This window comes from Aquabacterium sp., from assembly GCF_041915145.1.
GTDB lineage: Bacteria > Pseudomonadota > Gammaproteobacteria > Burkholderiales > Burkholderiaceae_C > Aquabacterium.
Map to the genome: position 1 here is coordinate 16,955 of NZ_JAYSBZ010000004.1, position 23,943 is coordinate 40,897.

Genomic DNA, 23,943 nt, shown 5'->3' on the forward strand with positions numbered 1-23,943 from the left:
CACAAACGGAGCCCCGATGAGCAGTAACCGCCCCACCACACGCCAGAGCGTTTTCATCACCGGGGCCGCTGCCGGCATCGGCCGCGCCATCGCCGAGCGCTTTGCCAAGGCGGGCTGGTTCGTCGGGATCTACGACGTGGACGAGGCCGCCGTGCAGGCGCTAGCCCAGCAGCTGGGCGCCGGCAACTGCCACGCGGGGCGGCTGGATGTGTCGTCGGCGCCCGACTGGGGCCCGCAGCTCGAAGCCTTCTGGCAAGCCGCCGGGCAGCGACTGGACGTGCTGGTCAACAACGCCGGCATTGCCGTCACCAGCCCCTTCGCAGAGGCCGACCTGGCCCGCCACCACCGGCTCATCGACATCAACATCAAGGGCGTGGTCAACGGCTGCTACGCGGCGCTGCCTTACCTCAAATGCACGCCGGGCGCGCGCGTGGTCAACCTGTGCTCGGCTTCGGCGCTGCACGGCCAGCCACAGCTCGCCACCTACTCGGCCAGCAAGGCCGCCGTCCGCAGCCTGACCGAGGCGCTCGACATCGAATGGCAAGCACACGGCATTCGCGTGGTGGACGTGCTGCCGCTGTTCGTCAACACCGCGATGGTGCGCGACGACGTGAGCAAGATGAAGACCGTGCAGACGCTGGGCGTGCGCCTGTCGGCCGACGACGTGGCCCGCACGGTCTGGAAGCTCGCCCAGGGCTCGCCGCGCAGCCTGCCCACGCATTCGCCGGTGGGCTGGCAGACCAAGCTGTTTTACGTGCTGGGCAAGTGCTCGCCCGATGCCGTCAACCGCTTCGTCACGGCCCGCATGGCGGGCTACTGACGCCGCGGCTCACGGCGTGGTGATCGCGGCGGCCGCCTTGCGTCTGGCGCGCCAGCCGCCAGCGAACACCAACACCCCCGGCACCAGCAGCATGGCCCAGATGATCTTCTCGAGGTTGTTCTTGACGAACGGGATGTTGCCGAAGAAGTAGCCGCAGGCCGTCACGCCCACCACCCACAAGATGCCGCCGGTCACGTCGAAGAAGGTGAAGCGCGCGCGCGGCATCTCGGCCACGCCGGCCACGAAGGGCGCGAAGGTGCGCAGGAACGGCATGAAGCGCGCCGCCACGATGGTGAAGCCGCCGTGGCGCTCGTAATAGTCGTGCGCGGCGGTAAACGCGGCCTTGTTGAAGAAGCGCGAGTGCTCCCACTTGAAGACCCGGTGCCCGATGAGCCGCCCGATCGTGTAATTGCTCTGGTTGCCCGCAATGGCCGCCACCAGCATCACGCCCACGGCGAGCGGAAAGCTCATCAACCCGATGCCGCACATCGTGCCGACCACGAAGAGCAGCGAGTCGCCGGGCAGGAAGGGCATCACCACCACGCCGGTCTCGATGAAGATGATGGCGAACAGCAGCGCGTAGACCCACATGTCGTAGGTGGTGACGAAATCACGCAGGTGCTGATCGACGTGGATGATGAAATCGAGGAGGGTGTGCAGGACGTCCATGGCGCGGGATTATCCAGGACGCTCCGTGACAACACCTCACCCGAGTCAGGGTGCCCGAGGCTGGCGTCATGCATCGGCGAAAATCCGCCCCATGACCGCCCCCCTGCCCGCCACGCCCTCGCGCCGCCCGATCCGTGAACTGCCCGACGAGCTGATCAGCCAGATCGCCGCCGGCGAGGTGGTCGAGCGCCCGGCCTCGGTGGTGCGCGAATTGGTGGACAACGCGCTCGATGCCGGCGCCACCGAGATCAGCGTCAAGCTCACGGCCGGGGGCATCCGCAGCATCGTCATCGAGGACAACGGCTGCGGCATCCCGGCCGACGAGCTGCCGATCGCGCTCAAGCGGCACGCCACCAGCAAGATCGGCTCGCTGTCCGACCTGGAGAGCGTGGCGACGATGGGGTTTCGCGGCGAGGCGCTGGCGGCGATTGCGTCGGTGTCCGACCTGGCCCTGCTCAGCCGCACGCCCGATGCGCCCCACGCCCACCGCCTTGACGCCCGCAGCGGCGAGCTCGGCCCCGCCGCGCGCGGCACCGGCACCAGCATCGAGGTGCGCGAGCTGTTTTTCAACACGCCGGCGCGCCGCAAGTTCTTGAAGAGCGAAGCCACCGAGCTGGCGCATTGCATCGACGCCGTGCGGCGCCACGCGCTGGCCCGGCCCGACGTGAGCTTCAGCGTATGGCACGAAGGCAAGCTGGTCGAACAGTGGCGCGCCGGCGAGCCGCACAAGCGCATTCGCGACGTGCTGGGCGACAGCTTCGTCGAGCAAAGCCGCGCCGTTGAAGCGCGCATCGGCCCGCTCACCATCACCGGCCGCGCCGGCACCCCCGACTCGGCCCGCTCGCGCGCCGATCAGCAATACGTCTACGTCAACGGCCGCCACGTGCGCGACAAGCTGCTGGCCCACGGCGTGCGCTCGGCCTACGAAGACGTGCTGCACGGCAACCGTCAACCCAGCTACGCGCTGTTCATCGACGTGCCGCCCGAGTTGGTCGACGTCAACGTGCACCCCGCCAAGACCGAAGTGCGCTTTCGCGAGTCGCGCGAGGTGCACCAGGCCGTGCGCCGCGCCGTCGAGTCCGCGTTGGCGCTGCCGCGCATGACGCCGAGCGCCGAAGGTGCCGCACCAAACGAGGCCGCCGCTCACACCACGCCGGCGGCGTCGGCGCCCGCCTGGTCAACCCCTGCTCAGCGCTGGGCACCCGCGCCGCAGGTGCAAGGCAGCCTCGGCTTGCAGCAGGCCGCGGCGTTGTACGCCCCACCATCGGCCCAAGAAGCGCCCTCGCCCTGGTTGGGCGCCGCCCCATTGGCCGCCGTGCCCACGCCGCTGAGCACCCGCGACGACGAGGCCGCTGCGGCGCGCCCGACCTGGGCCAGCGCCGCTGCCGGCCCGGCCGCATCCGAAGACTGGCCGCTGGGCCGCGCCATCGGCCAGGTGGCGGGCATCTACGTGCTGGCCGAAAACAAGCACGGCCTGGTGGTGGTGGACATGCACGCGGCCCACGAGCGCATCGTCTACGAGCAGCTCAAGGCCAGCCTGAGCGACGCGGCCATCGAGGCGCAGCCACTGCTGATCCCGGTCACCTTCGCCGCCAGCCCCACCGAAGTGGCCACGGCCGAGTCGCAGCACGACGCCCTGCACCAGCTCGGACTCGACATCTCCCCCATCTCGCCCACCACCCTGGCCGTGCGCTCGCGCCCCGCCGCGCTGGCCCAGGCCGACGTCACCGAACTCGCCCGCTCGGTGCTGGCCGAGTTGGCGCAATTCGACGCCAGCAACGTCATCGCCCGCGCCCAGCACGAACTGCTGGCGACCATGGCCTGCCACGGCGCCGTGCGCGCCAATCGCCAGCTCAACCTGCCCGAGATGAACGCCCTGCTGCGCGACATGGAGCGCACCGAACGCGCCGACCAGTGCAACCACGGCCGCCCCACCTGGCGGCAGATCACGGTCAAGGAGCTGGACGCGCTGTTTTTGCGCGGGCGTTAATCTCCGAACCCATTCCCCCGACGCCTACAACCGCATGTCCGACCGCCCCCGCTCACCCCGTCAGCCCGCCTCCAGCCGCTCTGGCTTTGGCGGGCACAGTTCGTCTGACCACCGTTCGGGCCATCGGGCGCCTGGCCGCCCCGGCGCGCCGGGTGCGCCGGCCTCACGAGCCGGCGGTCCGGCCGCCCCCCATCAGCGTCCGCCCGCCCGCCCTCAAGCCGCTCCGACCGCGCTCGACCCCAACGAGCCGCTGCGCCTGAGCAAGCGCATGGCCGAGCTGGGGCTGGCGTCACGGCGCGAGGCCGACGAGCTGATCGCCAAGGGCTGGGTCAAGGTGGACGGCGTGGTGGTAAGCGAACTGGGCAGCAAGGTCACGCGCAGCCAGCGCGTCGAGATCAGCCAACAGGCACAAGCGCAGCAGGCACGACGCGTGACGGTGCTGATCAACAAACCCATGGGCTACGTGAGCGGGCAAGCCGAAGATGGCTACGAGCCCGCCGTGGTGCTGGTGACGCCCGATAACCACTGGCGCGACGACCGCTCGGGCGTGCGCTTCGAGCGCAGCCACTTGCGCAGCCTGGTGCCGGCGGGGCGGCTCGATATCGATTCGGTCGGGCTGCTGGTGCTCACGCAAGACGGCGTGGTGGCGCGGCAGTTGATTGGCGACGACTCCGAAGTCGAAAAAGAATATTTGGTGCGCGTGGCCTGGCCCGATGCCAAGCGAGCGGGCCCGCTGCCCGAGATCTTCCCGGCCAACTTGATGGCGCTGCTGAACCACGGCCTGTCGCTCGACGGCGTGCAGTTGCGCCCGGCCCGCGTGAGCTGGCAGAACGACGACCAGTTGCGCTTCGTGCTGCGCGAGGGCCGCAAGCGGCAGATCCGCCGCATGTGCGAAGCGGTCGGACTCAAGGTGGTGGGGCTCAAGCGGGTGCGCATCGGCCGCGTGATGCTGGGCGACCTGCCGCCCGGGCAGTGGCGCTACCTGCGTGCGGATGAATCGTTTGTCTGACCCCGCTTCGTCTCGACCGACAGCTGCCCACCAGAGCGGCATGTCGCATGCCACCGTGGCGATGGCGCTGAGCCTGCTGCTGGGCATCCAGCCGGTGGCCACCGATCTGTATCTGCCCACCCTGCCCTTGCTCAAAAGCGACCTGGGCACGTCGATGGCCGCAGCACAGCGCACCTTGTCGGCCCTGATCTTCGCCTTCGGTTTTGGGCAATTGTTCTGGGGCCCGATTGCCGACCGCTTCGGGCGCCGCCCGGTGCTGCTGCTCGGGTTGAGTCTGTTCACCGTGGCCAGCCTGGGCGGGGCCTTGTCACCCAGCATCGACGTGCTGGTGCTCTGGCGCATGGCGCAAGGCCTGGGCGTGGCCGCCTGCGTGGTCTGCGCCCGCTCGATGGTGCGCGACCTGTATGCCCCGAGCGAAGGCGTGCGGGTGCTGTCGCTGGGCATGTCCGGCCTGGGCGTGATCGCGCTCGCCGGGCCGCTGCTGGGCGCGTTGCTGTCGCAAGTCCGATTTGGCAGCCTCAGCGGCTGGCGCATGGCCATGCTGATCCTGACCGGCTTTGGCGCCGCCACGCTCGCTTACGTGGTTGGCCGCACCAGCGAGTCGATCCGGCAGCGCCAGCCCAACGCCACTCAGCTGCGCCCACTGCTGACCAATTGGGCAGCAATCGTGCGCCACCCCACTTTCATTGCCTATGCTTGCCTCACAGCTGGCACGTATGCAGGCTTGTATACCTTCTTGTCGGCATCATCTTTCGTGCTGATCAATGGGCTGGGCATCTCGCGGTTGGGCTACAGCGCGGTGCTGTCGGGCGGGGCGCTGTCTTACCTCGTCGGTACCTTTTTCTGTCGGACCTGGCTGGCGCGGTTTGGCATCCGCGGCGCCGTCCGGCGGGGCGCCGTGCTCACCTTGAGCGGCGGGCTGCTGATGGCCGGCAGCGCGCTGGCCGGTTGGCACGAGCTGATCGTCATCCTGATCGCCCAGTGGCTCTACACCGCCGGGCATGGCGTGCACCAGTCGTGCGGACAGGCCGGCGTGGTGGGGCCCTTCCCGACCCGCGCCGGCGCGGCGTCGGCGCTGTCGGGCTTCATCTTGAGCGCCACGGCCTTTGCCATGGGTCAGTTGCTCGGTCGGGTGATGGACGGCACCGGCGCGTCGCCCCTGCCCATGGCCTGCAGCATGGGTGCCTGGGCCGTTTTCACGGCCGGCGTGGGCTGGACGCTCGTGCAGCGCCACGGCGAGCCCCACACGCCTGCCTTTGACGGAGCCTTGAAATGACGGACTCCCAACCCTCAGAAGCCATCCCGCTGCGTGCCATCGCCCTGGCCGGCCCCACGGCCTCGGGCAAGACAGCCTGCGCGCTGGCCATCGCCCAGGCCCTGCCGTGCGAGATCATCAGCGTCGACTCGGCCCTGGTCTACAAAGGCATGGACATCGGCACCGCCAAGCCCACGCCGGCCGAACTGGCGGCCGTGCCGCACCACCTGATCGACGTGATCGAGCCCACCGAGAGCTACTCGGCTGCGCGCTTCGTGGCCGACGCCAACCGGCTGATCGACGAGATCACCGCGCGCGGCCGCCTGCCGCTGCTGGTGGGCGGCACGATGCTGTATTTCAAGGCGCTGTTCGACGGGCTGGACGACATCCCCTCGGGCACGCCCGAACTGCGCGCCGAAATCGAACTCGAGGCCGCCGCCCAAGGCTGGCCCGCAATGCACGCGCAGTTGGCGCAAGTCGACGCCCCCACCGCGGCCCGCCTGGCGCCGAACGATGCACAACGCATCTCGCGGGCGCTGGAGGTGTGGCGCATCAGCGGCCAGCCGCTGTCGAGCTTTCACAGCGACCGCTTCGGACCGGGCAAGAACCATGGCCCCGACGACATCGCCCTGCTGAGCCTGGAACCTACCGACCGGGCGTGGCTGCACCGCCGCATCGCCCAGCGCTACGAGCAGATGATGGCGGCGGGCTTTGTGGACGAAGTGCGGCGCCTGCGCGCCCGCGGCGACCTGCACATCGACCTGCCGTCGATGCGTTGCGTCGGCTACCGGCAGGTGTGGGAAGCGCTGGACGCGCACGACCTGATCGCGCCGCGCGCGCTGCCGCACGTGGTCGAGCGCGGCATCGCCGCCACGCGCCAGCTCGCCAAGCGGCAGATCACCTGGCTGCGCAGCATGCCGTGGCGCACGGTGGTCGACTGCCAGGCGGCCGATGCCACCGAGCAGGTGGTGTGCATCGTCCAGTCGCTGCGGCCGCGGCTCAGCGTTTGACGGCTGGCCTGAGCGAGGCGGTCTGCCGGGCCAGCTCGGTGATGCCGGCCCAGTCTTGCCGGGCCACCAGATCGGCCGGCGTGAGCCACGAGCCCCCGCACACCAGCACGTTAGGCAGCGCCAGAAAGTCGCCCGCGTTCTGCGGCGTCAACCCGCCCGTGGGGCAGAAGGCTACGTCCGGGAACGGGCCGGCCAGCGCCTTGAGCAAGCTGAGCCCGCCCACCGGCACGGCCGGAAAGAGCTTCAAGAAATCAAAGCCCTGCGCCTGCGCGGCCATCACCTCGCTGGCCGTCGCCACGCCGGGCAGCAGCGGCAGACCGAAGTCGCGGCTGGCCTGACCAATCTCAGGCAAGAAGCCCGGACTCACCGCGAACTGCGCGCCGGCATTGCGCGCCGCACGCAACTCGGCCACGTTGCGCACCGTACCGGCCCCCACGATGGCGCCGGGCACCTCGCGGGCGATGGCACTGATGGCCGGCAGGCCAGCCGGCGTGCGCAGCGTCACCTCCAACACCTTCACGCCGCCGGCCACCAGGGCTTGGGCGAGCGGCACGGCATCGGCCTCGCGGTCGATCACGATCACCGGGATCACCGGGCCGTGCGCGGCCAGATCGCGCGGGTGCAGAGGCTGGGTCATGGGCAAGTCTTTCAAAGCTGTCAAAGCATCAGAGGGATCAGGATCGAAGCTGCGATCACCGCCAAGTCACAACCACGTGCAAGCGCCCTCTTCGGCGCTGCGCACGTTGCGGCGCAGGCCGGCAAACAGCTCACGGCCCAGGTCGTGGGCCTGCTCGAGCTCGGCCGCCGCGCTGCGCTGGGCCAGCGGGCGGGCCGCCCAGGTGGCCGCGTCGACCAGCACGTCGAGCGTGCCGGCGCGGGCGTCCACCCGCAGCAGGTCACCGTCTTGCACACGCGCCAGCGGGCCGCCAAGCAAGGCCTCGGGGCAGACGTGGATGGCCGCCGGCACCTTGCCCGAGGCACCGCTCATGCGGCCGTCGGTGACCAGCGCCACGCGGTGCCCCTGGCCTTGCAGCACCGACAGCGGCGGCGTGAGCTGGTGCAGCTCGGGCATGCCGCAAGCGGCCGGGCCCTGGAAGCGCACCACCGCAACCACGTCGCGCGCCAGCTCGCCGGCCTGGAACGCAGCCTGCAGGGCCTCCTGGCTGTCGAACACGCGGGCCGGGGCTTCAATCACCCAGCGGTCGTCGGGCACGGCCGACACCTTGATGACAGCGCGACCGAGGTTGCCGCTGAGCAAGCGCAAGCCGCCGGTGGCGCTGAACGGCTCGGCGGCGCCGCGCAGCACGCTGGTGTCCACGCTGGGCGCGGGAGCCGCTTGCCAGGTCAGCCGCTCACCATCGAGCACCGGCAAGCGAGCGTGGGCGCGCAGGCTCTGGTCGTCGCCTGCTGAGCCGGCCAGCGTGGTGACGTCGGCATGCATCAGGCCAGCGTCGATCAGCTCGCGCAGCACGAAGCCCGGGCCGCCCGCCGCCTGAAACTGGTTCACGTCGGCCTCGCCGTTGGGGTAGACGCGCGCCAGCAGCGGCACCACGGCCGAGAGCGCCGAGAAGTCGTCCCAATCGATGACGATGCCGGCGGCGCGCGCCACCGCGACCCAGTGGATGAGGTGGTTGGTGGAGCCACCCGTGGCGAGCAGGGCCACCATGGCGTTGACGATGCAACGCTCGTCCACCAGCCGCCCGATGGCGCCCGGCGCGGCCTGCCCGGTGCGAGGCGCGTCCGCCAGTTGCTCGCGTACGTGCGGCAGCAGCAAACGCACGGCCTCGCGGCTCAGGGCCTCGCGCAGCGGCGCGCTCGGGTGCACGAAGGCACTGCCCGGCACATGCAGGCCCATGGCTTCGAGCAGCATCTGGTTGCTGTTGGCTGTGCCGTAAAACGTGCAGGTGCCGGCGCCGTGGTAGGCCTGCGTCTCGGCATCGAGCAAGGCGTCGCGCCCCACCAGGCCTTGGGCAAACTGCTCGCGCACCTTGGCCTTGTCCTTGTTCGGCAGGCCACTGGTCATCGGCCCGGCTGGCACGAAGGCGCAAGGCAGGTGGCCAAAGTGCAAGGCGCCGATCAACAGACCGGGCACGATCTTGTCGCACACGCCAAGAAGCAAGGCGCCATCGAACACGTCGTGCGACAGCGCAATGGCCGTGGACTGCGCGATCACATCGCGCGAAAACAGGCTGAGCTCCATGCCCGGCTGGCCCTGCGTGATGCCGTCGCACATGGCCGGCACACCGCCCGCCACTTGCGCCGTCGCGCCAGCGCGGCGGGCTTCGTCGCGCAGCCAGGCCGGAAAGTGCTCATACGGCTGATGCGCCGAGAGCATGTCGTTGTAGGCCGTGACGATGGCCAGGTTGGGCGCGCGCTCGGCGACCACGCGCAGGCGGTCGTCGGTGGGCATGGCGGCAAAGGCGTGGGCCACGTTGGCGCAACCCAGGCGCTGGGCGCCACGCGGGCGGCTGGCCAGACGGTTCAGGCGCTGCAGATAGGCTTGACGCGTCGGGCGGCTGCGCTCGACCACACGCTGGGTGACTTGGGCTACGACGGGATGCATGGATTTCGGCGCGCCGCGAAAGCGGCAGTGAGCGCTACAGCGTAGCGACAACCAATTATGAGTCGATGACTCTCAATGCGAGCGCGGGCCCGGCGAGCTGTGCCCCCCGGGGTCGGGCGACTGCGGTACCACCGCCGCGAGCGGCAATTGCAGGCTCTGGCGCAGGGCGCGCAGGTCGTCGGGGGTATCAACGTCCATCAGCACGCCGGGGTCTGGCACGTCAATGGCGTGTGCCGGATAGCGGGCACCCAGGCGACGCGCCGCGTGGTCGCCGCTGAGCAGGATCAGCTCGGAATACAGCTCCGCCGCAAAGCCCATCGGGCGCCCGGCATGGCCGCCATATTGCGGATACGCCACGGCGTGCTGCCCCAGGGCCTGGGCCACGGCGCGGATCGTGGGCGGCTGCACCATGGGCATGTCACCGGGCAGCATCACCCAACCTCTCGCCTCAGGCCGCGCGCTCACCCCCATGGCCATCGAAAAACCGACGCCTCGCATGGCGGCCACGCTGTCGGGCAGCACCACCAGGTCGCGCGCGGCGATCACGCGCAAGGCTTCGGGCGCCAGTTGTTCGGTGGTCACCAGCACCACCGGCAAATCGGTGGCCAGCGCGTGCGACACGGTGGTGCCCAGCACGCTCAGCGGCCCCAGGTTCTGCATCAGTTTGTTGCCCTGGCCATCAAACCGCGCGCTGCGGCCGGCAGCCAGCACGATCACGACCGGGCGTGAGTGCATGATGCTCTCCTCGCGCATGCGCGGGCGCTCACCTGCGACGCCGCCAACAGACGGCTTTCACGTTCGCCACCGATCTCGCATGCCCGTGTTTCAACCATGTCTCTATCGGAACGCAAGGCCCTCGCCAGTCGTTACGGTGACTTCACTTAAGGCCTAACCCGCGACAATTGATGCGCCGCAACAAACCACGGCCAAACGCGCTGAAAATGACGCTTTCGCCGTGATGTGCCCATCCACTTCACCCCTGCGACAAACCCTGAAACCGCCCAGGAAGACCCCGCCATGAACTCGATCGCCGATCTCCGCAAGAGCTACGAACGCGCCTCGCTGGACGAGCACGACGCCCCGCGCGAGCCGTGGGCCCTGTTTTCACGCTGGTTCGACGAAGCCCTGAAGGCCGAACTGCCCGAAGCCAACGCGATGACGCTGGCCACCGTGGGTGCCGACGGCCGACCGTCCACCCGCATCGTGCTCATCAAGGGCTACGACGCCGACGGCGCGAACCAGGGCATCACCTGGTTCACCAACTACAACAGCCGCAAGGCGCACGAGCTGGCCGCGCAGCCGTTCGCGGCGCTGCAATTCCACTGGGTGGCGCTGGAGCGCACGCTGCGCATCGAGGGGCGCGTCGAGAAGGTCAGCGAGGCCGAGTCCGACGCCTACTTTCACAGTCGCCCGCTGGGGTCGCGCATCGGCGCCTGGGCCTCGGCGCAAAGCGAGGTGGTGGCCTCGCGCGCGGTGATCGAAACCGCATTGGCCCAGCGCGAAGCCGAGTTCGGCGACAACCCGCCGCGCCCGCCGCACTGGGGCGGCTACCGCCTGCGCCCCGACTGCTTCGAGTTCTGGCAAGGCCGCCCCTCGCGCCTGCACGACCGGCTGCGCTACCGCATTGAAGGCAGCGGCTGGGTGCTGGAGCGACTCTCGCCCTGATCCACCCGGCGCGCTCAGAAATTGACGCGCAAGCCGGCCGACAGGGCCCGCCCCCCGGCCGGCGACAGGCCCCGCACGGTGCTGAACGCGGCCGCGTTGTAGGCCAGCGCGTTGGTCAGGTTGGTCGCCTTGACGAACACCAGCCCGTCCACGCCGCCCCAGGTCAGGCGGCGTGACGCACCCAGATTGAGCACGGTCGAGCCGGCCGTGCGGGTGTCGTCAGCGCTGACGCGATTCTGGTCGGCCGCCACGTCCACATCGGCGCGCCACGTCCACTGCAGCCAGTCGGTCGAGAGGCCCAGCCCGACGCGCAAGGGCGCGATGCGTGGCAGCGGCTCGCCCGTGTCGCGGTTGGTGGCGTGCACGGCATCCAGCCGCGCCTCGACCGTCACCTTCTGCCCGGCCACGTCGAACGGCGTGCTGCCGTTGGCCTCCACCCCGGTCAAGCGCGCCTTCACGCCAGCAAAGCGGTAGCCCGGGTAGGCCACCCCGCCCACCGAAGCATCGTCGGCCACCGAACGGCTCTGCACGATGTAGTTGCCGAACTCGCTGTCGTACACGCTCAGCCGGGCCCATTGCGGGCCACGGCGGTACTCGGCACCCACGTCCATCTGCACACCGCGCTCGGGCCGCAGGTTGGCGTCGCCCACTTCGATGGCGCCCGTTGCCACGTGCAGGCCGTGGGCGTACAGCTCGTAGAAGCTTGGCGCCCGCTCGGTGTGCGACACATCGGCCAGCAATTGCCAGCCCGACCCCACATCCCACTGGGTGCCCAGCGACAACGCGCCGGTGTTGAAGCTGCGCTCGCTGGCGGCGCCAAAACGCGGCGTGGCGGCGTTGTCGTCGCCCGCCGAGCGAACGTGGTGGTGATCCGCCCGCAGCCCGAGGTTGACGGTGGCGGCCTGGCGCTGCCAGCTTTCCAGCGCAAACGCCGCCTGCTGCGTGCTTTGGGTGGACGGCACAAACGCCTCTTCGCCGAGTGCCGCAAAGCGGGTGTTGCCGAGCTGCATGCCCCACAGGCCGCGCATGCCGCCCAGGGCGCTCACCGCCGCGTGATCGGCCTCGATGCGCCCGTCCGCACCCCGGTTGTGGAAGACAGTACCCGTGCTGGCGCCTTCGAGCTCGCGGTGCTTGTAGTCGGTGGACGCCACCTGCGCCCGCACCGTCGAAACCAGCGCACCGGGGTTGCGCACCTCGCCGCCCACGCGCCAGGTATCGCGACGCATGCGGATGGTCACGTCCTCCTCGGCCACCGTGCCGTAGTGGCTGCGGTAGGTATCGAAGGCCGCCCCCAGGTAGCCGTGATCCCACAGCAGGCTGCCGCCCAGGGCGCCACCGTCGGCATGGCTGGCCGAGTTGGCCACGCGATCGGCCACCACGCCGTCGGGCCGAGTGAAGCGCGGCGTGTGCAGGTCGTCGGTATCGCGCACAAAGGCGTCGGCATGCACGGCCGCCGCGTCGCTGCCGCCGTCCACCAGGCCACTGACCGCCCGCTCATTGGCGGCGCCACCCAGGCGAGTCTCGACCGAGCCCTCGATGCCAGCCACCGGCGCGCGCGGGATGCGGTTGTCCACCGTGTTGATCACCCCGCCCACCCCGCTGCTCGAGTAGCGCAGCGCCGCCGGCCCGCGCAACAACTCGATGCGCGACACGGCCAGCGGGTCCAGCGGCACGGCATGGTCCTGACTGAGCGACGAGGCATCGAGCGCCGTGCCGCCGTTGGACACCAGCGGCGCGCGGTCGCCGTCTTGTCCGCGCACCACCGGCCGCCCCACGTTGGGCCCGAAGCCTGCGGTGGTGACGCCCAGCAGCGTGCCGACGGTGTCGCCCAGCGTGGCACCGCGCTGCAGGGTCAATCGATCGCCAACAAGCGTCTGCGCGCTGCGCTCCACGGGCGGCCGCGCCTCGCGAGCGCCGCTCACCACCACATCGGGCAACACGGCCGTGGCGTTGACAGGCTCGGTCGCGCTGACCGCCACCTGCGCCTGAGCCACGGCGCCCAACCAACTCAACGCACCCACGGCGCAAACAGCCGCATGCGGCATACCCAGTTTTTTCATGATTCAAGCCTGAAACGAGCAGCACACGGCCACCCGATCAGGCAAGCCGACACACCGCGTGTGAAAAAAAAGTACGAGAGGATTCGGTTCAGGCCAGAACCGGAGGAGCCCGCGCGTTGAACGGGCGAAGCGTGCGAACCGGGGCCTGGCGCACCGGCTTCGGCATCGACCAAGACTCGGCCCGCGCCAGCAACGACAACTGCGGCTGGGCCACGGGCAGGCCATGCGACTGGGCGAGGTGATCGAAGCTGAGGCAATCGGCGTGCCCCTGGCCCTTCATGTGATGCGCGAACAACGCGTCGATCCAGGACGACTCGCTGCCAGTCAAGTTCGGCTGAGCTACCGATGTGAGAGGCCCGGCAAGCCCGGCAACTGCGGATTCGGCCACGCCAGCGCCGCGAGGCATCGCGTGCGCCACGCCGTGCCAGGCCCCTGCCATATTGGCCAGCAACAGGCAGACGGCCAGCGTCCACGCCCACGCCAGCGAGCCCGAACGGCTCGCGTGGCATCTGACGCTGAAACGACTCGTTGCATTCATGCTGATTGGCCAGCCCACGCCCTCGGGCATCCCAGAATTGCCCAACTCAAGCGGGCGGCACAAGATAGCAGGCTTTGCCTGATGCGCCCGTGACAACGGCCCGAGCGGCGCGGGTTTTCCTGATCGACGCGAGCGGAACTCGACCCGTGCAATATTGCTCGAATTGCCGCAGCCTGCTTGGCTGGCATCAGGAGAATCACGCCCTCCCATCTGAGGGTGCATTCAAGCCCCAGGGGGCGGGAGTCGCGAACTACACTGCCTCCACCGCGGTCTGGCCGGCACTCAGATCATTTGCACCCGGAATATTTGTGCGGCCTTCAAGTGAAATGTGTGCTGCTTCTCGAATTTGGCAGCACCGCCGCGTGTAATACCCGATGAGTATTCCGAATCGACTCATCAAAATCATCGAACCCTGCAGCCTTTATTTATTTCCATCCTCCGCCTGACCGAACGATCGAAATCCACCATGAAGCGTTTTCTCCATTTCCTGCTGCTGGCTGCCGCATTTCTAGTTGCCTCCGGCACAGCCCGGGCCACCAACATTGCCGAATATGTGCTCGGGCCGGGCGACGTGATCAAGGTGTCGGTTTATCAAAACCCCGATCTGCAAAGCGAAACCCGGGTTTCCGAAAGTGGCGTGATCAGCTTTCCGCTGATCGGGGCGGTCAAGGTGGGCGGGCTGACCATCACCCAAGCCGAAAAACTCATTGCCGACAGCCTGCGCACCGGCAATTTCGTCAAACAGCCCCAGGTTTCCATTCTGGTAGAACTATTTCGCGGAAATCAGGCCTCTGTTCTGGGCAATGTGAACAAACCGGGTCGATATCCTCTTGAAACAGCCGATATGCGTTTGTCGGATCTGCTGGCCACGGCGGGCGGCATCGCCGCCACCGGCAGCGACCTCGTGGTGCTGACCGGCAAGCGCAACGGTCAATCGATCCGTCAGGTCATCGATCTGCCCGATTCCTTCGCGCCGGGCAAGCGGGCGAACGACCCGATCATCCAGAACGGCGACGTGATTTGGGTAGACCGCTTTCCGATGGTCTACGTGTACGGCGAAGTGCAGCGCCCGGGCAACTTCCGTCTCGAGCGCGGGATGAGCGTGATGCAGGCCTTGGCGGCAGCAGGTGGCCCCACCTTGCGCGGCACCGACCGGGGCCTGCGCATTCATCGCCGTGATGCCGGCGGCAAGGTGCAGGTTCTGGAGCCCAAATTGACCGACGAAGTGCAAGATGGCGACGTGTTGTTCATCAAGGAAAGCCTCTTCTGATGCATCGAGCCTGCTTCGTTGTTTTGTCTGATTGCTGACTGGTACTGAGGTTCTGGCATGTCGTTTTCTCAATTCATCGCCATCTTGATCGCGCACCGCAAGGCAGCGCTGATCGCCTTCGGCGGCACGCTGGCGCTGGTGATCGGCTTGAGCCTGGTCTGGCCCAAGACCTATTCGTCCGTGGCCGTGGTGGTGGTCGATCAAAAGCCCGATCCTGTCTCGGCCAACCCCTACAGCTCCATGACCACCCCCGGCTTCATGGCCACGCAGGTCGAGATCTTCCAGAGCGACCGGGTCGCCCTGCGCGTCGTGCGCAACCTGCGTCTGGCCGAGAGCATGCAGGTGCGCCTCGAATGGGCCGAGGCCACCAACAGCACCGGCAGCATCGAATCCTGGCTGGCCGAACGCCTGCAGAAAAAACTCGACGTCAAGCCTTCGCGCGAGTCCAACCTGATCAACGTGACCTACAAGGCAGACACCCCCAAGGAAGCCGCCTTCAAGGCCAACGCTTTCGTTCAGGCCTATCTCGACACCAACCTCGACTTGCGCGCCGACCCGGCCAAGCAATATTCGAGCTTCTTCGACATGCGCGCCAAGCAGTTGCGCGAAGAGCTCGAAGCGGCCCAGGCCAAGCTGTCGGCCTACCAGAAAGAAAAAGGCATCATCGCCTCCGACGAACGGCTCGACATCGAAAGCGCCCGCCTGAGCGATCTCTCGACCCAGTTGGTGCAACTGCAGGCCCTGACGGCCGAGTCAACCAGCCGCAAGAACCAGGCGGCCCGCTCGACCGACCAACTGCAAGACGTTCTGAACAATACGCTGATTTCGACGCTGAAGGCCGACCTGTCGCGCGAAGAAGCCAAGCTCAAACAAGCCACGACGGTCTGGGGCGAGAACCACCCCTCGGTGATCCAGACCCGCGCCAGCGTGGCGGAGCTCAAAGAGCGCTTGGCCACCGAGATCCGCAAGGTCGGCAGCGGCGTGGGCGTCACGAACGCCATCAACCAATCGCGCGAAGCCGACGTCAAGGCCGCCCTCGAAGCGCAACGGGCCAAGGTGCTGCAGCTCAAGGAACAGCGCGACCAGATCGGTATCTTGCAAAAAGACGTCGAAAACGCCCAGCGAGCCTACGACAACGTGCTGGCGCGCCTGAGTCAATCGAGCCTGGAAAGCGAAAACAAGCTGCCCAACGTGGCCGTGCTGTCACCGGCCGTCGAGCCGATCAAGCAGTCTTCGCCAAAAATGCTGCTCAACAGCGTCGGCGGGTTCTTCCTGGGGCTGCTGCTGGCCATGGGGACGGCGCTGGTGGCCGAATTCAAGGACCGCCGCATCCGCTCGCTGCAAGACCTGACCAAGACCTTGTCGCTGCCCGTCATCGGCAGTCTCACGCCACCCGGCAAGAAAAAGACACTGTTGTTCCGCAGCCGCGACAGCGGCCCCCTGCTTGAACAACGCATGCTGCGCCCCTTGCCCAGCCCTGGAACAGAATAAGTCGGAGAGTTTGGATGGCTGTATTTCGAGATTCGCGGAATTTCTCCAACAGCGTCGCCGCCGCGCTGGACGACGACCCCGCGACCATCGTTCAAGACCACTCGATCGGCGACATCATCCGCCAGGCCAAGAACCTGTCGGCCGAAGAAGTCGAGAAGATCCTCACCTATCAGCGCGACAAAGGCATGCGCTTCGGCGAGGCGGCGGTGGCCCTGGGGTTTGCCAGCAACGACGACGTGCTGAACGCGCTGTCGAAGCAATACCACTACCCCTTCACCACCGACAGCGATCGCAAGATCAACAAGGAGCTGGTTACCGGCAACCAGCCGTTCTCGCGGCAGGCCGAATCCTTCCGGATGATCCGCAGCCAGTTGCTCAACAAGCTGTTCAAGGACACTGAAAACAAGCGTGCCCTGGCCGTGGTCAGCCCGGACGAAGGAGACGGCAAGTCCTACTTCGCCGCCAACCTGGCCATCACTTTCTCGCAATTGGGTGGCCGCACCTTGCTGGTCGACGCCAACCTGCGCAGCCCGCGCCAGCATGAGCTGTTCAGCGTCGACAACACGACGGGCCTGTCGGCCATTCTGTCGGGCCGCGCCACCAAGAACGTGATCCGCGCCGTCTCGGCCTTCCCGAGCCTGTTCGTGCTGCCGGCCGGCAACGTGCCGCCCAACCCGCTGGAGCTTGTCGAGCGCCCCGCCTTCGGTCTACTGATGCGTGAGCTGATCAACAAGTTCGACCACGTGATCGTTGATACCGCGGCGGCCAGCCATGGCGCCGACGCCGTGGCCGTAGCCTCGCGCAGCGGGGCCGCCCTGGTGCTGGCCCGCAAGGGAAGCTCGCGCCTGCAAGCCATCGAGGCCATGGTGCAAGACCTGCAGGACACCTCGGCCAAGGTGGTGGGCTCGGTGTTCAATGAGGTGGAGGCCTGATCCGTCTGCCCAATTTGGCCCCCTTGCTTACCTGAGCAACTTCCCACTGCGAGGATACAGACGAGATGGCGTCGATAAGGACGCTGCACAACTCTTTGACCGTAACGATGAGGCGATAACAACGACTCGTTTCGTCCGTCCATTCCGTCGCAACTCAACGGTTGCGCACACTGTCTGCCAGTGCGATCACGGGCTTGATGGCCAAACGTTTGATCAGGGTTGCCCAGCCTGCAGATGAGTGTGGCGGCAAATCATGCGGTAATTCGCCACGGACAGCCCACTTAGGAAATAGCGCCAGCGCATTAGTACGATCAATGGTCATTTTTTGTGCAGCATCAAAACAACCCAACGAATCCATCTGACGGATCTGCAAGCCTGTAACGGGTTCAGGCGCAAACGGAAAATCGCTACCAAACAGGATCTTCGATGGCCCGACCAATTCGTTGAGCGCTGCCATGGCGTAAGGCGATGGCGACAATGCGGTATCGAACCAAAAACGCCGGATGTAGGTAAGCACGCCATGAGGCGCCTTATCGTTGCCTACCGACATCATGTTGGCCAATGACAACCGCCAGGCGATGTAGGGCAGAAATCCGCCTGCGTGCGCCAGGATCCAGCGGATGCGGGAATACCGCTCCATCGTGCCAGACAGGATCAGGTTAGTAGCCGCACGTGTGGTGTCACACAAGAACTCAACCAGGAATCCCGGCATATCAAGACTCAATTGCCGGCTGGTAGTGTGCAAATTGGGGTGAACGAAAACCGTGCTTCCGCGCCGATCCAGCTCCGCCATCAGTTCATCAAAATGCGAATCGCCCAAAAAGCGTCCGTCGGTGCTACCTAGCAAGACCACACCATCAGCACCCAAAATATCGAGAGCCCGCACCGCCTCAGCACAAGCCGGCCCTGTAAACGGCATAGGCAACACAGCAAAGAAGCCAAAGCGTTCGGGCCACCGTCGAGCCACATCCGCACAAAAATCATTGCAAGCTCGCGCCAGATAAATCGCCGCCAGCTCAGAGCCAAAATACACGCCTGGAGCAGACAAAGACAAAACCGCCGTCTGGATGCCCTGCAAATCCATGAGTCTGAGTGATCGCTGCACAGACCATTTAGGCAACGGCGCCCCAGCCACCAAGACCTGTCCGCTATCCTCCATGGCCTTGGAAAAGGCCGGGGGGATAACGTGATGATGAACATCAATGCGATGAGGAAAAGTGGTCGTGATCATGCTGAGCGTCTACCTGCTTAACGGGTTTGTGTCGTCGAGCAGATTCTCGAAATTCACGGCTGATCACGCATGTCATTTGCTGCCACCCAAGCAAGTAGCATCAGGGGAACGTCTTTGGTTGTAGCAGCGTCCCCTTACCCAGACGCCGTACCCGCTTTTCACCTGGGAGCTTTGATTCGACATCTTGTACGGCTTGATCCGACGTGTATGGATGTATTGAACCGACGCCACCTGTCGATACATTCGCTCGACTGGCCCGAGGCACGCATTTCGCGCACCATGATGGGCGAGTTGTTAATGGATTTTTCCCATCACACCGGTCGCAGTGACCTGGGGTTCGAGATGGGGCAGCAAACCGATGTTCTACGACATCCTCTACTGGGACGACTGCTGAGTGCAGCGAGCACATTGGGTGATGGGCTGCGCCGTCTTGCCCCCTATATGCCGCTAGTCACCCCATCATTTCGGATGCAGTGCGAGCCCTTCAATGGCGGCATGAACATAAGCTGGAGGCCTACGCGACCCATACCCTACAACATAGTTTGTTTGGCCCTAGAGACTGTGCTTGTTTCAGCACACCGCACCAGCCATCAACTGCTTGCCGGCAAGCAGTTGTCCATGCACGTCAGGGCAAGTTGGGCGCCGCCCCCTCATGCGGCGCGATACGTCGAACTCAAAGACATGACGGTTGATTTTCTTGCAGGGCAAGGTGAAATCGGTGTTTGGATTTATCTGAGCGACTCGACGTGCCGCCTACCCCTGCCTAAACCGCAGGCCCAACTTTGGGCCGAAACGCACCTTGCCTGCGCCCAACAGATTGAGAGGCTTGAAGCAATGAGCGGCTGGCGCGACTGGATCGCCCAGATCCTCGAAGCAGTTGAAGATCATCAACCCAACCAAGCTGAGTTGGCTGCACTCATGGACACTTCAGTACGCAGCTTTGCACGACACCTCAAATCAGAAGGTTTCAGTTTTCGTGCCTTGGCACGAGAGATTAGGCATTTTCGGGCACAGCGTTTGTTGAGCCTACCGGACGCCAGCATTTCAGATATTGCTCGCATCCTGGGCTACACGGATAGCGCCAACTTCTCACGCGCCTTCAAAGTGATAGAGGGCCTGCCGCCACAACACTACCGAGCGCAAAAACAAAAGACTGTGTAAAGACGCCCTATGTGGCGACATCGCCCGCGCGTTGCTGCCGCCACGCGCTGGGCACTTGCCCGGTCCAGCGCCGAAAGGCGCGAGAAAAAGCTGATACGTCCCGATACCCCAACATCGCCGCAACCTCACTCACGGGTTGGGCGGTATAGCGTAGCGCGCGTTGCGCGATATCGAAACGGGCTTCGTCGAGCAGTTTCTCAAACGTGAGCCCCTGGCTGGCGAGCCTTCGATGCAACGTGCGACGGTGCATGCCGAAGAGCTCAGCCACGCGCTCGATAGTGAATCCGCCTGTCGGCAGCATGGTCGGCAACACGCGACGAATCTGCGCCACCGCATCGCCCTGATGCTGCTCTTCGAGCCGCAACACGCAGTCTTTCATGGCCTGTTCGATTTCGGCGTTGGCGCTGATCACGGGATGAGCAAGCCAGTGCGCCGGAAACAACGCCGAACTCGTGGCATGTCCATAGCTCACCATCGGCCCGAAAAGCTCTCGCCACGGTTCATCGTGCTCGGGGCGCTCACGCGCAAGGCTCACGGCGTCGGGTCGCCACTGGCTGCCACAGGCCAGCTTCATGAAACTGACAAAGCTCGCCATCGACAGGTCGTGCAGGTAATCGCCGTCGCTGCCGTAGGGTGTCTGTAGCTCAAAGTCGAACCGCGCAGCACCCCTGTCGATACCCACGTTCACACGCACGCCGATAGCGCGCAAATGCAAAAAGCGCTTGAGGTGATCACACGCGATCTCAACCGTGGGCGCATGCAACATCAGCAGCGCCACCGGCCCCAACAGGGCGTGTTCGAGGTGCATTCCCAGCAGCAAACCCAGCGCGGGACAACGCAAATGCCGAGCGGTGTGAGCCAAAAGGGCGGCGCCCTGGCTCATGGGCAGTTCGCGCTTGAAGGCTTGATCGACCGATGAGGCAAACAGACGCGCGTCGATCCCGCACTGCCTGAGCACCTCGTACGGATTGCCGCCCATGTCGCTGATGAACGTTGTCAAACGACTCAGGCCCGTCACATCGAAAGAGCCGAGCTCAGATGCAACGTTTGGCGACGAAGAACGACCGCCGTGAGGAAGGGACTCGACCATGATGAAACCAAAACAATCCATGCCGAGGGAGCTGCACGCGGCACATGCGCCCCCTGTTTTCGTGTGCGCCATAGCGTAGCGCGCATCACCCCGCCGTTGCTCGCTGTGCATTGCTCCTGGAGCAAGGGTTACCCCCTGGTAACCAGTTTTGAGTCACCAAGTGGACAACGCATGTCACGAAATGCGGGCTCGCTTTTTCCCCTGAAAAACACACTGACGTCATCACAAGACGTTCCGTGTATTACAGGAGACACAGCGATGCTCGGCAACAGCCTGCGTAGACGCGATTTTTTGATCCACAGCGGCGCCGGCGCACTGGCGCTGTCGCTCCCCTCGCTGGCCCCCGGGCTGAACCAGGCCGAGCGCTTGCTCGAAGATGCATTCAAGCCCGGAGCCGAGCCCAAATATGCGATCTGGGAAGACCTCTACCGGATGAATTGGACGTGGGACAAAACCACGTTCGGCTCGCACCTCAATATCTGCTGGCCCGTTGGGTGCTGCCTGTTTCATGTGTATGTGCGCAACGGCATCGTCTGGCGCGAAGAGCAGGCTGCTCGCACCAAGTCGTGCAACCCCGATTACCCCGATTACAACCCGATGGGCTGCCAAAAAGGGGCGGCGTTCAACAACAACCTCTACGGCGACGAACGCGTGCTGTATCCACTCAAACGCGCCGGTGAGCGCGGTGAGGGCAAATGGCAACGCATCAGCTGGGATCAGGCACTTGAAGAAATTGCCGATTCGATCATTGACGCGCATCTGAGCGACGGCTCAGACGGCTTCGTAGTCGATGCACCGCATCACCACTGCGGCTCGATCGGCATGAGCGGCGCGTTTCGCACCAGCTCGTTGCTTGATGCGGTGATGCCCGACATCAATATCGACATCGGCGACGTCTACATGGGCGCGCTGCAGACCTTCGGCAAGATGCAATCAGGCTACTCAGCCGACAACCTGATGGACGCCCAGCTCATCTTCATGATGTGCAGCAACTGGTCGTACACCTATCCGTCGGGATACCACTTTTTGACGGAGGCCCGCTACAAGGGCGCAGAGGTTGCCATCGTCGCACCCGACTACAACCCGACGATGCCCGCCGCCGACCTTCATGTGCCCGTGAAAGTAGGGGCCGACGCGGCCTTCTGGCTCGGCTGCTGCCACGTGATGATCGAAGAGGGCCTGGTGCACCGCGACTTTGTATGCGAGCAAACCGATTTGCCGCTGCTCGTGCGCGATGACACCGGCAAATTCTTGTCGGCACAGGACGTTGATGGTGGCAAGGCCGATCAGTTTTATCACCTCGACGCCGCCACGCAAGAGTTGCATGCCGCCAGCCGCAGCACCCTGGCGCTGGATTACCAACCGCAACTCGAGGGCCACCTGGAAGTCTTGCTGAAGAACGGGCAGCGCGTGAGGGTACGCCCGGTTTTCGACAAGCTCAAAACTCAGTTGGCTCGCGACTACACGCCGCAGCAGGCCGCCAAGAAAAGCGGCGTGCCGGCCTCGCTGATCAAAGAGCTGGGCCACAAGATTGCCACCAAGCGCACCTGCACCTATATCGGTTTCACCGTGGGCAAGCACTACCACGGCGACCTGATGGAGCGCGCCCACCATCTGGCCATGGCTCTCAGCGGCAACTGGGGAAAGCCTGGCACCGGATACGCCATCGCCGCGACCCCCGAGGAGCACATCACCTACCTTGTCGCCATGACCAAGCCTGCGGACCAAGGTGGTATTGATGAGATGGAAGAGATGGAGCGGATCGCCCAGCAATCCGTGCTCGCGGCGGATCCGGATGCCAGCGACGAAATGGCCAATCTCGTCGCAACCGAATCGGCAACGGAGCTGATGGGCTTTGTCACCCCTTCGCTGTGGCTGTACAACCAGGCCGGCTATCGACCGCTTTACGACCACCCTTCTGCTGCCGACCCGATCACCAAGAAGGTCTATGGGGATTACCTCAAGGAGGCCATCGACAAGAAATGGTGGGTCAAAGATTCGCTGCGTCCTGCCGCCGACAAGACACCTCGAGTGCTCATGCTCATCAACCACAACCCGCTGAGGCGCAAGCGTGGTGGCATGAAGATGTATCCGGAGCATCTCTTTCCGAAGCTGAAGATGCTCTTCACGCTCGAAGCCCGCATGTCGAGCTCGGCCATGTTCTGCGACATCGTTTTGCCTTGCGCGTGGTACTACGAGAAGCACGAAATGACCCACGCCACGACAGGCAACCCGTTCTATACCTTCGTTGACCGTGCCGTCGCGCCCCCCGGCGAGTGCAAGGAAGAGTGGACGGTCATTGCACTGCTGATGAAAAAGCTCGGCGAGCGTGCCGCTGCGCGAGGCATCCAGGACTTCACCGATCACTTCGGCATGAAACGCCGCTATGGCGATCTCCATGACGCCTACACGATGAAGGGCCACCTCGTCACCAACGAAGACTGCCTGAGAGAGCAAATCAAGATCCTCTCGCACTTCGGTGTCATGCCCAAGGACTACACCTACGAGAAGTTCGCCAAGGATGGGCAAGTAAGAGTCCAGGGGCTGACAGGGCGCCCGCTTCTGGCCGCCGCCAACGCTTTCGATCCCACCAAGCCGTTCTACAGCTTCGCTTGGCACGTGGACAAGAAAAAGATCTATCCCACGCACACCCGACGCGCGCAGTTCTACCTGGACCACGACTGGTACGTGGAGGCGCAAGAAGCCTTGCCCGTCCACAAGGCAGCCCCGCCCATGGGTGGCGATTACCCGTTCACGCTCACCGGCGGGCACCCGCGCGTGAGCATCCACTCGGTTCACCTGTCCAACTCCTTCTTGTCGCGCCTGCACCGTGGCCAGCCCGTGGTGCACATGAACGACGAAGACGCCCAGCGCCTGGGCATCAAGGATGGCGATGAAGTCGAGCTGTTCAACGATTTGGGAGACAGCCGACTGATGGCTCGCACCGCTGCTGCCGTGCAACCGGGTCAGCTCATCGTCTACTTCTGGGAAACCTACCAATACAAAGGCTGGAAGCCCTACGACTCGTTGCTGATCGGCCTGCCCAAACCGCTGCATCTGGCCGGCGGCTACACGCAGTTTCGCTACTACATGATGAACGGCGGCCCCCAGCCAGCCACTGATCGCGGCGTGCGTGCCGGCATTCGCAAGGCTGCCTGATCTCAGCGGCATTGCGCCTTCCGCGCCTCT

At 65.5% G+C, this 23,943-nt stretch carries 19 protein-coding genes; 11 read left to right on the forward strand and 8 right to left on the reverse strand.

Annotation, left to right across the window (positions count from 1 at the left end; genetic code table 11):
• Positions 1-16: 16 nt before the first annotated feature.
• The gene (locus ACE3SS_RS01340; protein ID WP_374590482.1) at positions 17-820 is read left to right on the forward strand and encodes an SDR family oxidoreductase; all 804 of its coding nucleotides are present in this window, start codon (positions 17-19) and stop codon (positions 818-820) included.
• Positions 821-829: 9 nt separating this feature from the next.
• Here the strand turns inward: ACE3SS_RS01340 and ACE3SS_RS01345 are convergent, their stop codons facing one another.
• The gene (locus tag ACE3SS_RS01345; protein WP_374590484.1) at positions 830-1,489 is read right to left on the reverse strand and encodes a VTT domain-containing protein; all 660 of its coding nucleotides are present in this window, start codon (positions 1,487-1,489) and stop codon (positions 830-832) included.
• Positions 1,490-1,580: 91 nt separating this feature from the next.
• Between ACE3SS_RS01345 and mutL the strand changes: the two genes are divergently transcribed.
• The 4 genes from mutL to miaA are packed head-to-tail and all read left to right on the forward strand — an operon-like array spanning position 1,581 to position 6,753.
• Positions 1,581-3,479, forward strand: a complete 1,899-nt coding sequence (gene mutL / locus ACE3SS_RS01350) for a DNA mismatch repair endonuclease MutL (RefSeq protein WP_374590486.1) — start codon at positions 1,581-1,583, stop codon at positions 3,477-3,479.
• Between the two features lie 34 nt (positions 3,480-3,513).
• A complete protein-coding gene (locus ACE3SS_RS01355; RefSeq protein WP_374590488.1) occupies positions 3,514-4,488 on the forward strand; it encodes a pseudouridine synthase in 975 nt (324 codons plus the stop codon).
• A gap of 40 nt (positions 4,489-4,528) precedes the next feature.
• Positions 4,529-5,764 (forward strand): Bcr/CflA family efflux MFS transporter, encoded by a 1,236-nt coding sequence (locus tag ACE3SS_RS01360; protein ID WP_374590490.1) that lies wholly within the window; start codon positions 4,529-4,531, stop codon positions 5,762-5,764.
• Entirely contained in the window at positions 5,761-6,753 is a 993-nt protein-coding gene (gene miaA / locus ACE3SS_RS01365; RefSeq protein ID WP_374590492.1) for a tRNA (adenosine(37)-N6)-dimethylallyltransferase MiaA, read from the forward strand. The genes ACE3SS_RS01360 and miaA overlap by 4 nt, the downstream gene beginning before the upstream one ends.
• Here the strand turns inward: miaA and ACE3SS_RS01370 are convergent.
• The 3 genes from ACE3SS_RS01370 to ACE3SS_RS01380 form a co-directional block, all read right to left on the reverse strand.
• Entirely contained in the window at positions 6,743-7,390 is a 648-nt protein-coding gene (locus tag ACE3SS_RS01370) for a bifunctional 4-hydroxy-2-oxoglutarate aldolase/2-dehydro-3-deoxy-phosphogluconate aldolase (RefSeq protein WP_374590494.1), read from the reverse strand. The two genes, miaA and ACE3SS_RS01370, sit on opposite strands and share 11 nt — an antisense overlap.
• Before the next feature lie 66 nt (positions 7,391-7,456).
• Complete coding sequence (gene edd / locus ACE3SS_RS01375; protein WP_374590496.1) at positions 7,457-9,316, reverse strand: phosphogluconate dehydratase; 1,860 nt, start codon at positions 9,314-9,316, stop codon at positions 7,457-7,459.
• Positions 9,317-9,388: 72 nt separating this feature from the next.
• Entirely contained in the window at positions 9,389-10,051 is a 663-nt protein-coding gene (locus ACE3SS_RS01380; protein WP_374590498.1) for an NTP transferase domain-containing protein, read from the reverse strand.
• 282 nt (positions 10,052-10,333) lie between these two features.
• On the opposite strand from ACE3SS_RS01380, the gene pdxH reads away from it, so the two are divergent.
• Positions 10,334-10,981, forward strand: a complete 648-nt coding sequence (gene pdxH / locus ACE3SS_RS01385) for a pyridoxamine 5'-phosphate oxidase (RefSeq protein ID WP_374590500.1) — start codon at positions 10,334-10,336, stop codon at positions 10,979-10,981.
• A gap of 14 nt (positions 10,982-10,995) precedes the next feature.
• Here pdxH and ACE3SS_RS01390 read toward each other — a convergent pair whose 3' ends face one another.
• Together ACE3SS_RS01390 and ACE3SS_RS01395 are read right to left on the reverse strand one after the other, a co-directional pair.
• A complete protein-coding gene (locus ACE3SS_RS01390) occupies positions 10,996-13,041 on the reverse strand; it encodes a TonB-dependent receptor (protein ID WP_374590502.1) in 2,046 nt (681 codons plus the stop codon).
• Between the two features lie 88 nt (positions 13,042-13,129).
• Positions 13,130-13,579: a hypothetical protein gene (locus ACE3SS_RS01395; protein WP_374590504.1), complete on the reverse strand. Its 450-nt coding sequence runs from the start codon at positions 13,577-13,579 to the stop codon at positions 13,130-13,132.
• A gap of 466 nt (positions 13,580-14,045) precedes the next feature.
• Between ACE3SS_RS01395 and epsE the strand changes: the two genes are divergently transcribed.
• The 3 genes from epsE to ACE3SS_RS01410 are packed head-to-tail and all read left to right on the forward strand — an operon-like array spanning position 14,046 to position 17,272.
• Positions 14,046-14,849, forward strand: a complete 804-nt coding sequence (gene epsE, locus ACE3SS_RS01400) for a polysaccharide export protein EpsE (protein ID WP_374590506.1) — start codon at positions 14,046-14,048, stop codon at positions 14,847-14,849.
• A 57-nt stretch (positions 14,850-14,906) separates the two neighbouring features.
• Positions 14,907-16,340, forward strand: coding sequence for a chain length determinant protein EpsF (gene epsF / locus ACE3SS_RS01405; RefSeq protein ID WP_374590508.1), 1,434 nt, complete (start codon positions 14,907-14,909; stop codon positions 16,338-16,340).
• A gap of 14 nt (positions 16,341-16,354) precedes the next feature.
• Positions 16,355-17,272 carry a polysaccharide biosynthesis tyrosine autokinase gene (locus tag ACE3SS_RS01410; protein ID WP_374590510.1) on the forward strand — a complete coding sequence of 306 codons (918 nt, stop codon included), beginning with the start codon at positions 16,355-16,357 and terminating at the stop codon, positions 17,270-17,272.
• Positions 17,273-17,426: 154 nt separating this feature from the next.
• Here the strand turns inward: ACE3SS_RS01410 and ACE3SS_RS01415 are convergent, their stop codons facing one another.
• Complete coding sequence (locus tag ACE3SS_RS01415; RefSeq protein ID WP_374590512.1) at positions 17,427-18,503, reverse strand: amidohydrolase family protein; 1,077 nt, start codon at positions 18,501-18,503, stop codon at positions 17,427-17,429.
• Between the two features lie 207 nt (positions 18,504-18,710).
• Between ACE3SS_RS01415 and ACE3SS_RS01420 the strand changes: the two genes are divergently transcribed.
• Entirely contained in the window at positions 18,711-19,664 is a 954-nt protein-coding gene (locus ACE3SS_RS01420; protein ID WP_374590514.1) for a helix-turn-helix domain-containing protein, read from the forward strand.
• Positions 19,665-19,671: 7 nt separating this feature from the next.
• Here the strand turns inward: ACE3SS_RS01420 and ACE3SS_RS01425 are convergent, their stop codons facing one another.
• Positions 19,672-20,775 (reverse strand): AraC family transcriptional regulator ligand-binding domain-containing protein, encoded by a 1,104-nt coding sequence (locus ACE3SS_RS01425; protein WP_374590516.1) that lies wholly within the window; start codon positions 20,773-20,775, stop codon positions 19,672-19,674.
• Between the two features lie 237 nt (positions 20,776-21,012).
• On the opposite strand from ACE3SS_RS01425, the gene ACE3SS_RS01430 reads away from it, so the two are divergent.
• Positions 21,013-23,913, forward strand: coding sequence for a molybdopterin-dependent oxidoreductase (locus tag ACE3SS_RS01430; RefSeq protein WP_374590518.1), 2,901 nt, complete (start codon positions 21,013-21,015; stop codon positions 23,911-23,913).
• Positions 23,914-23,943 lie beyond the last annotated feature (30 nt).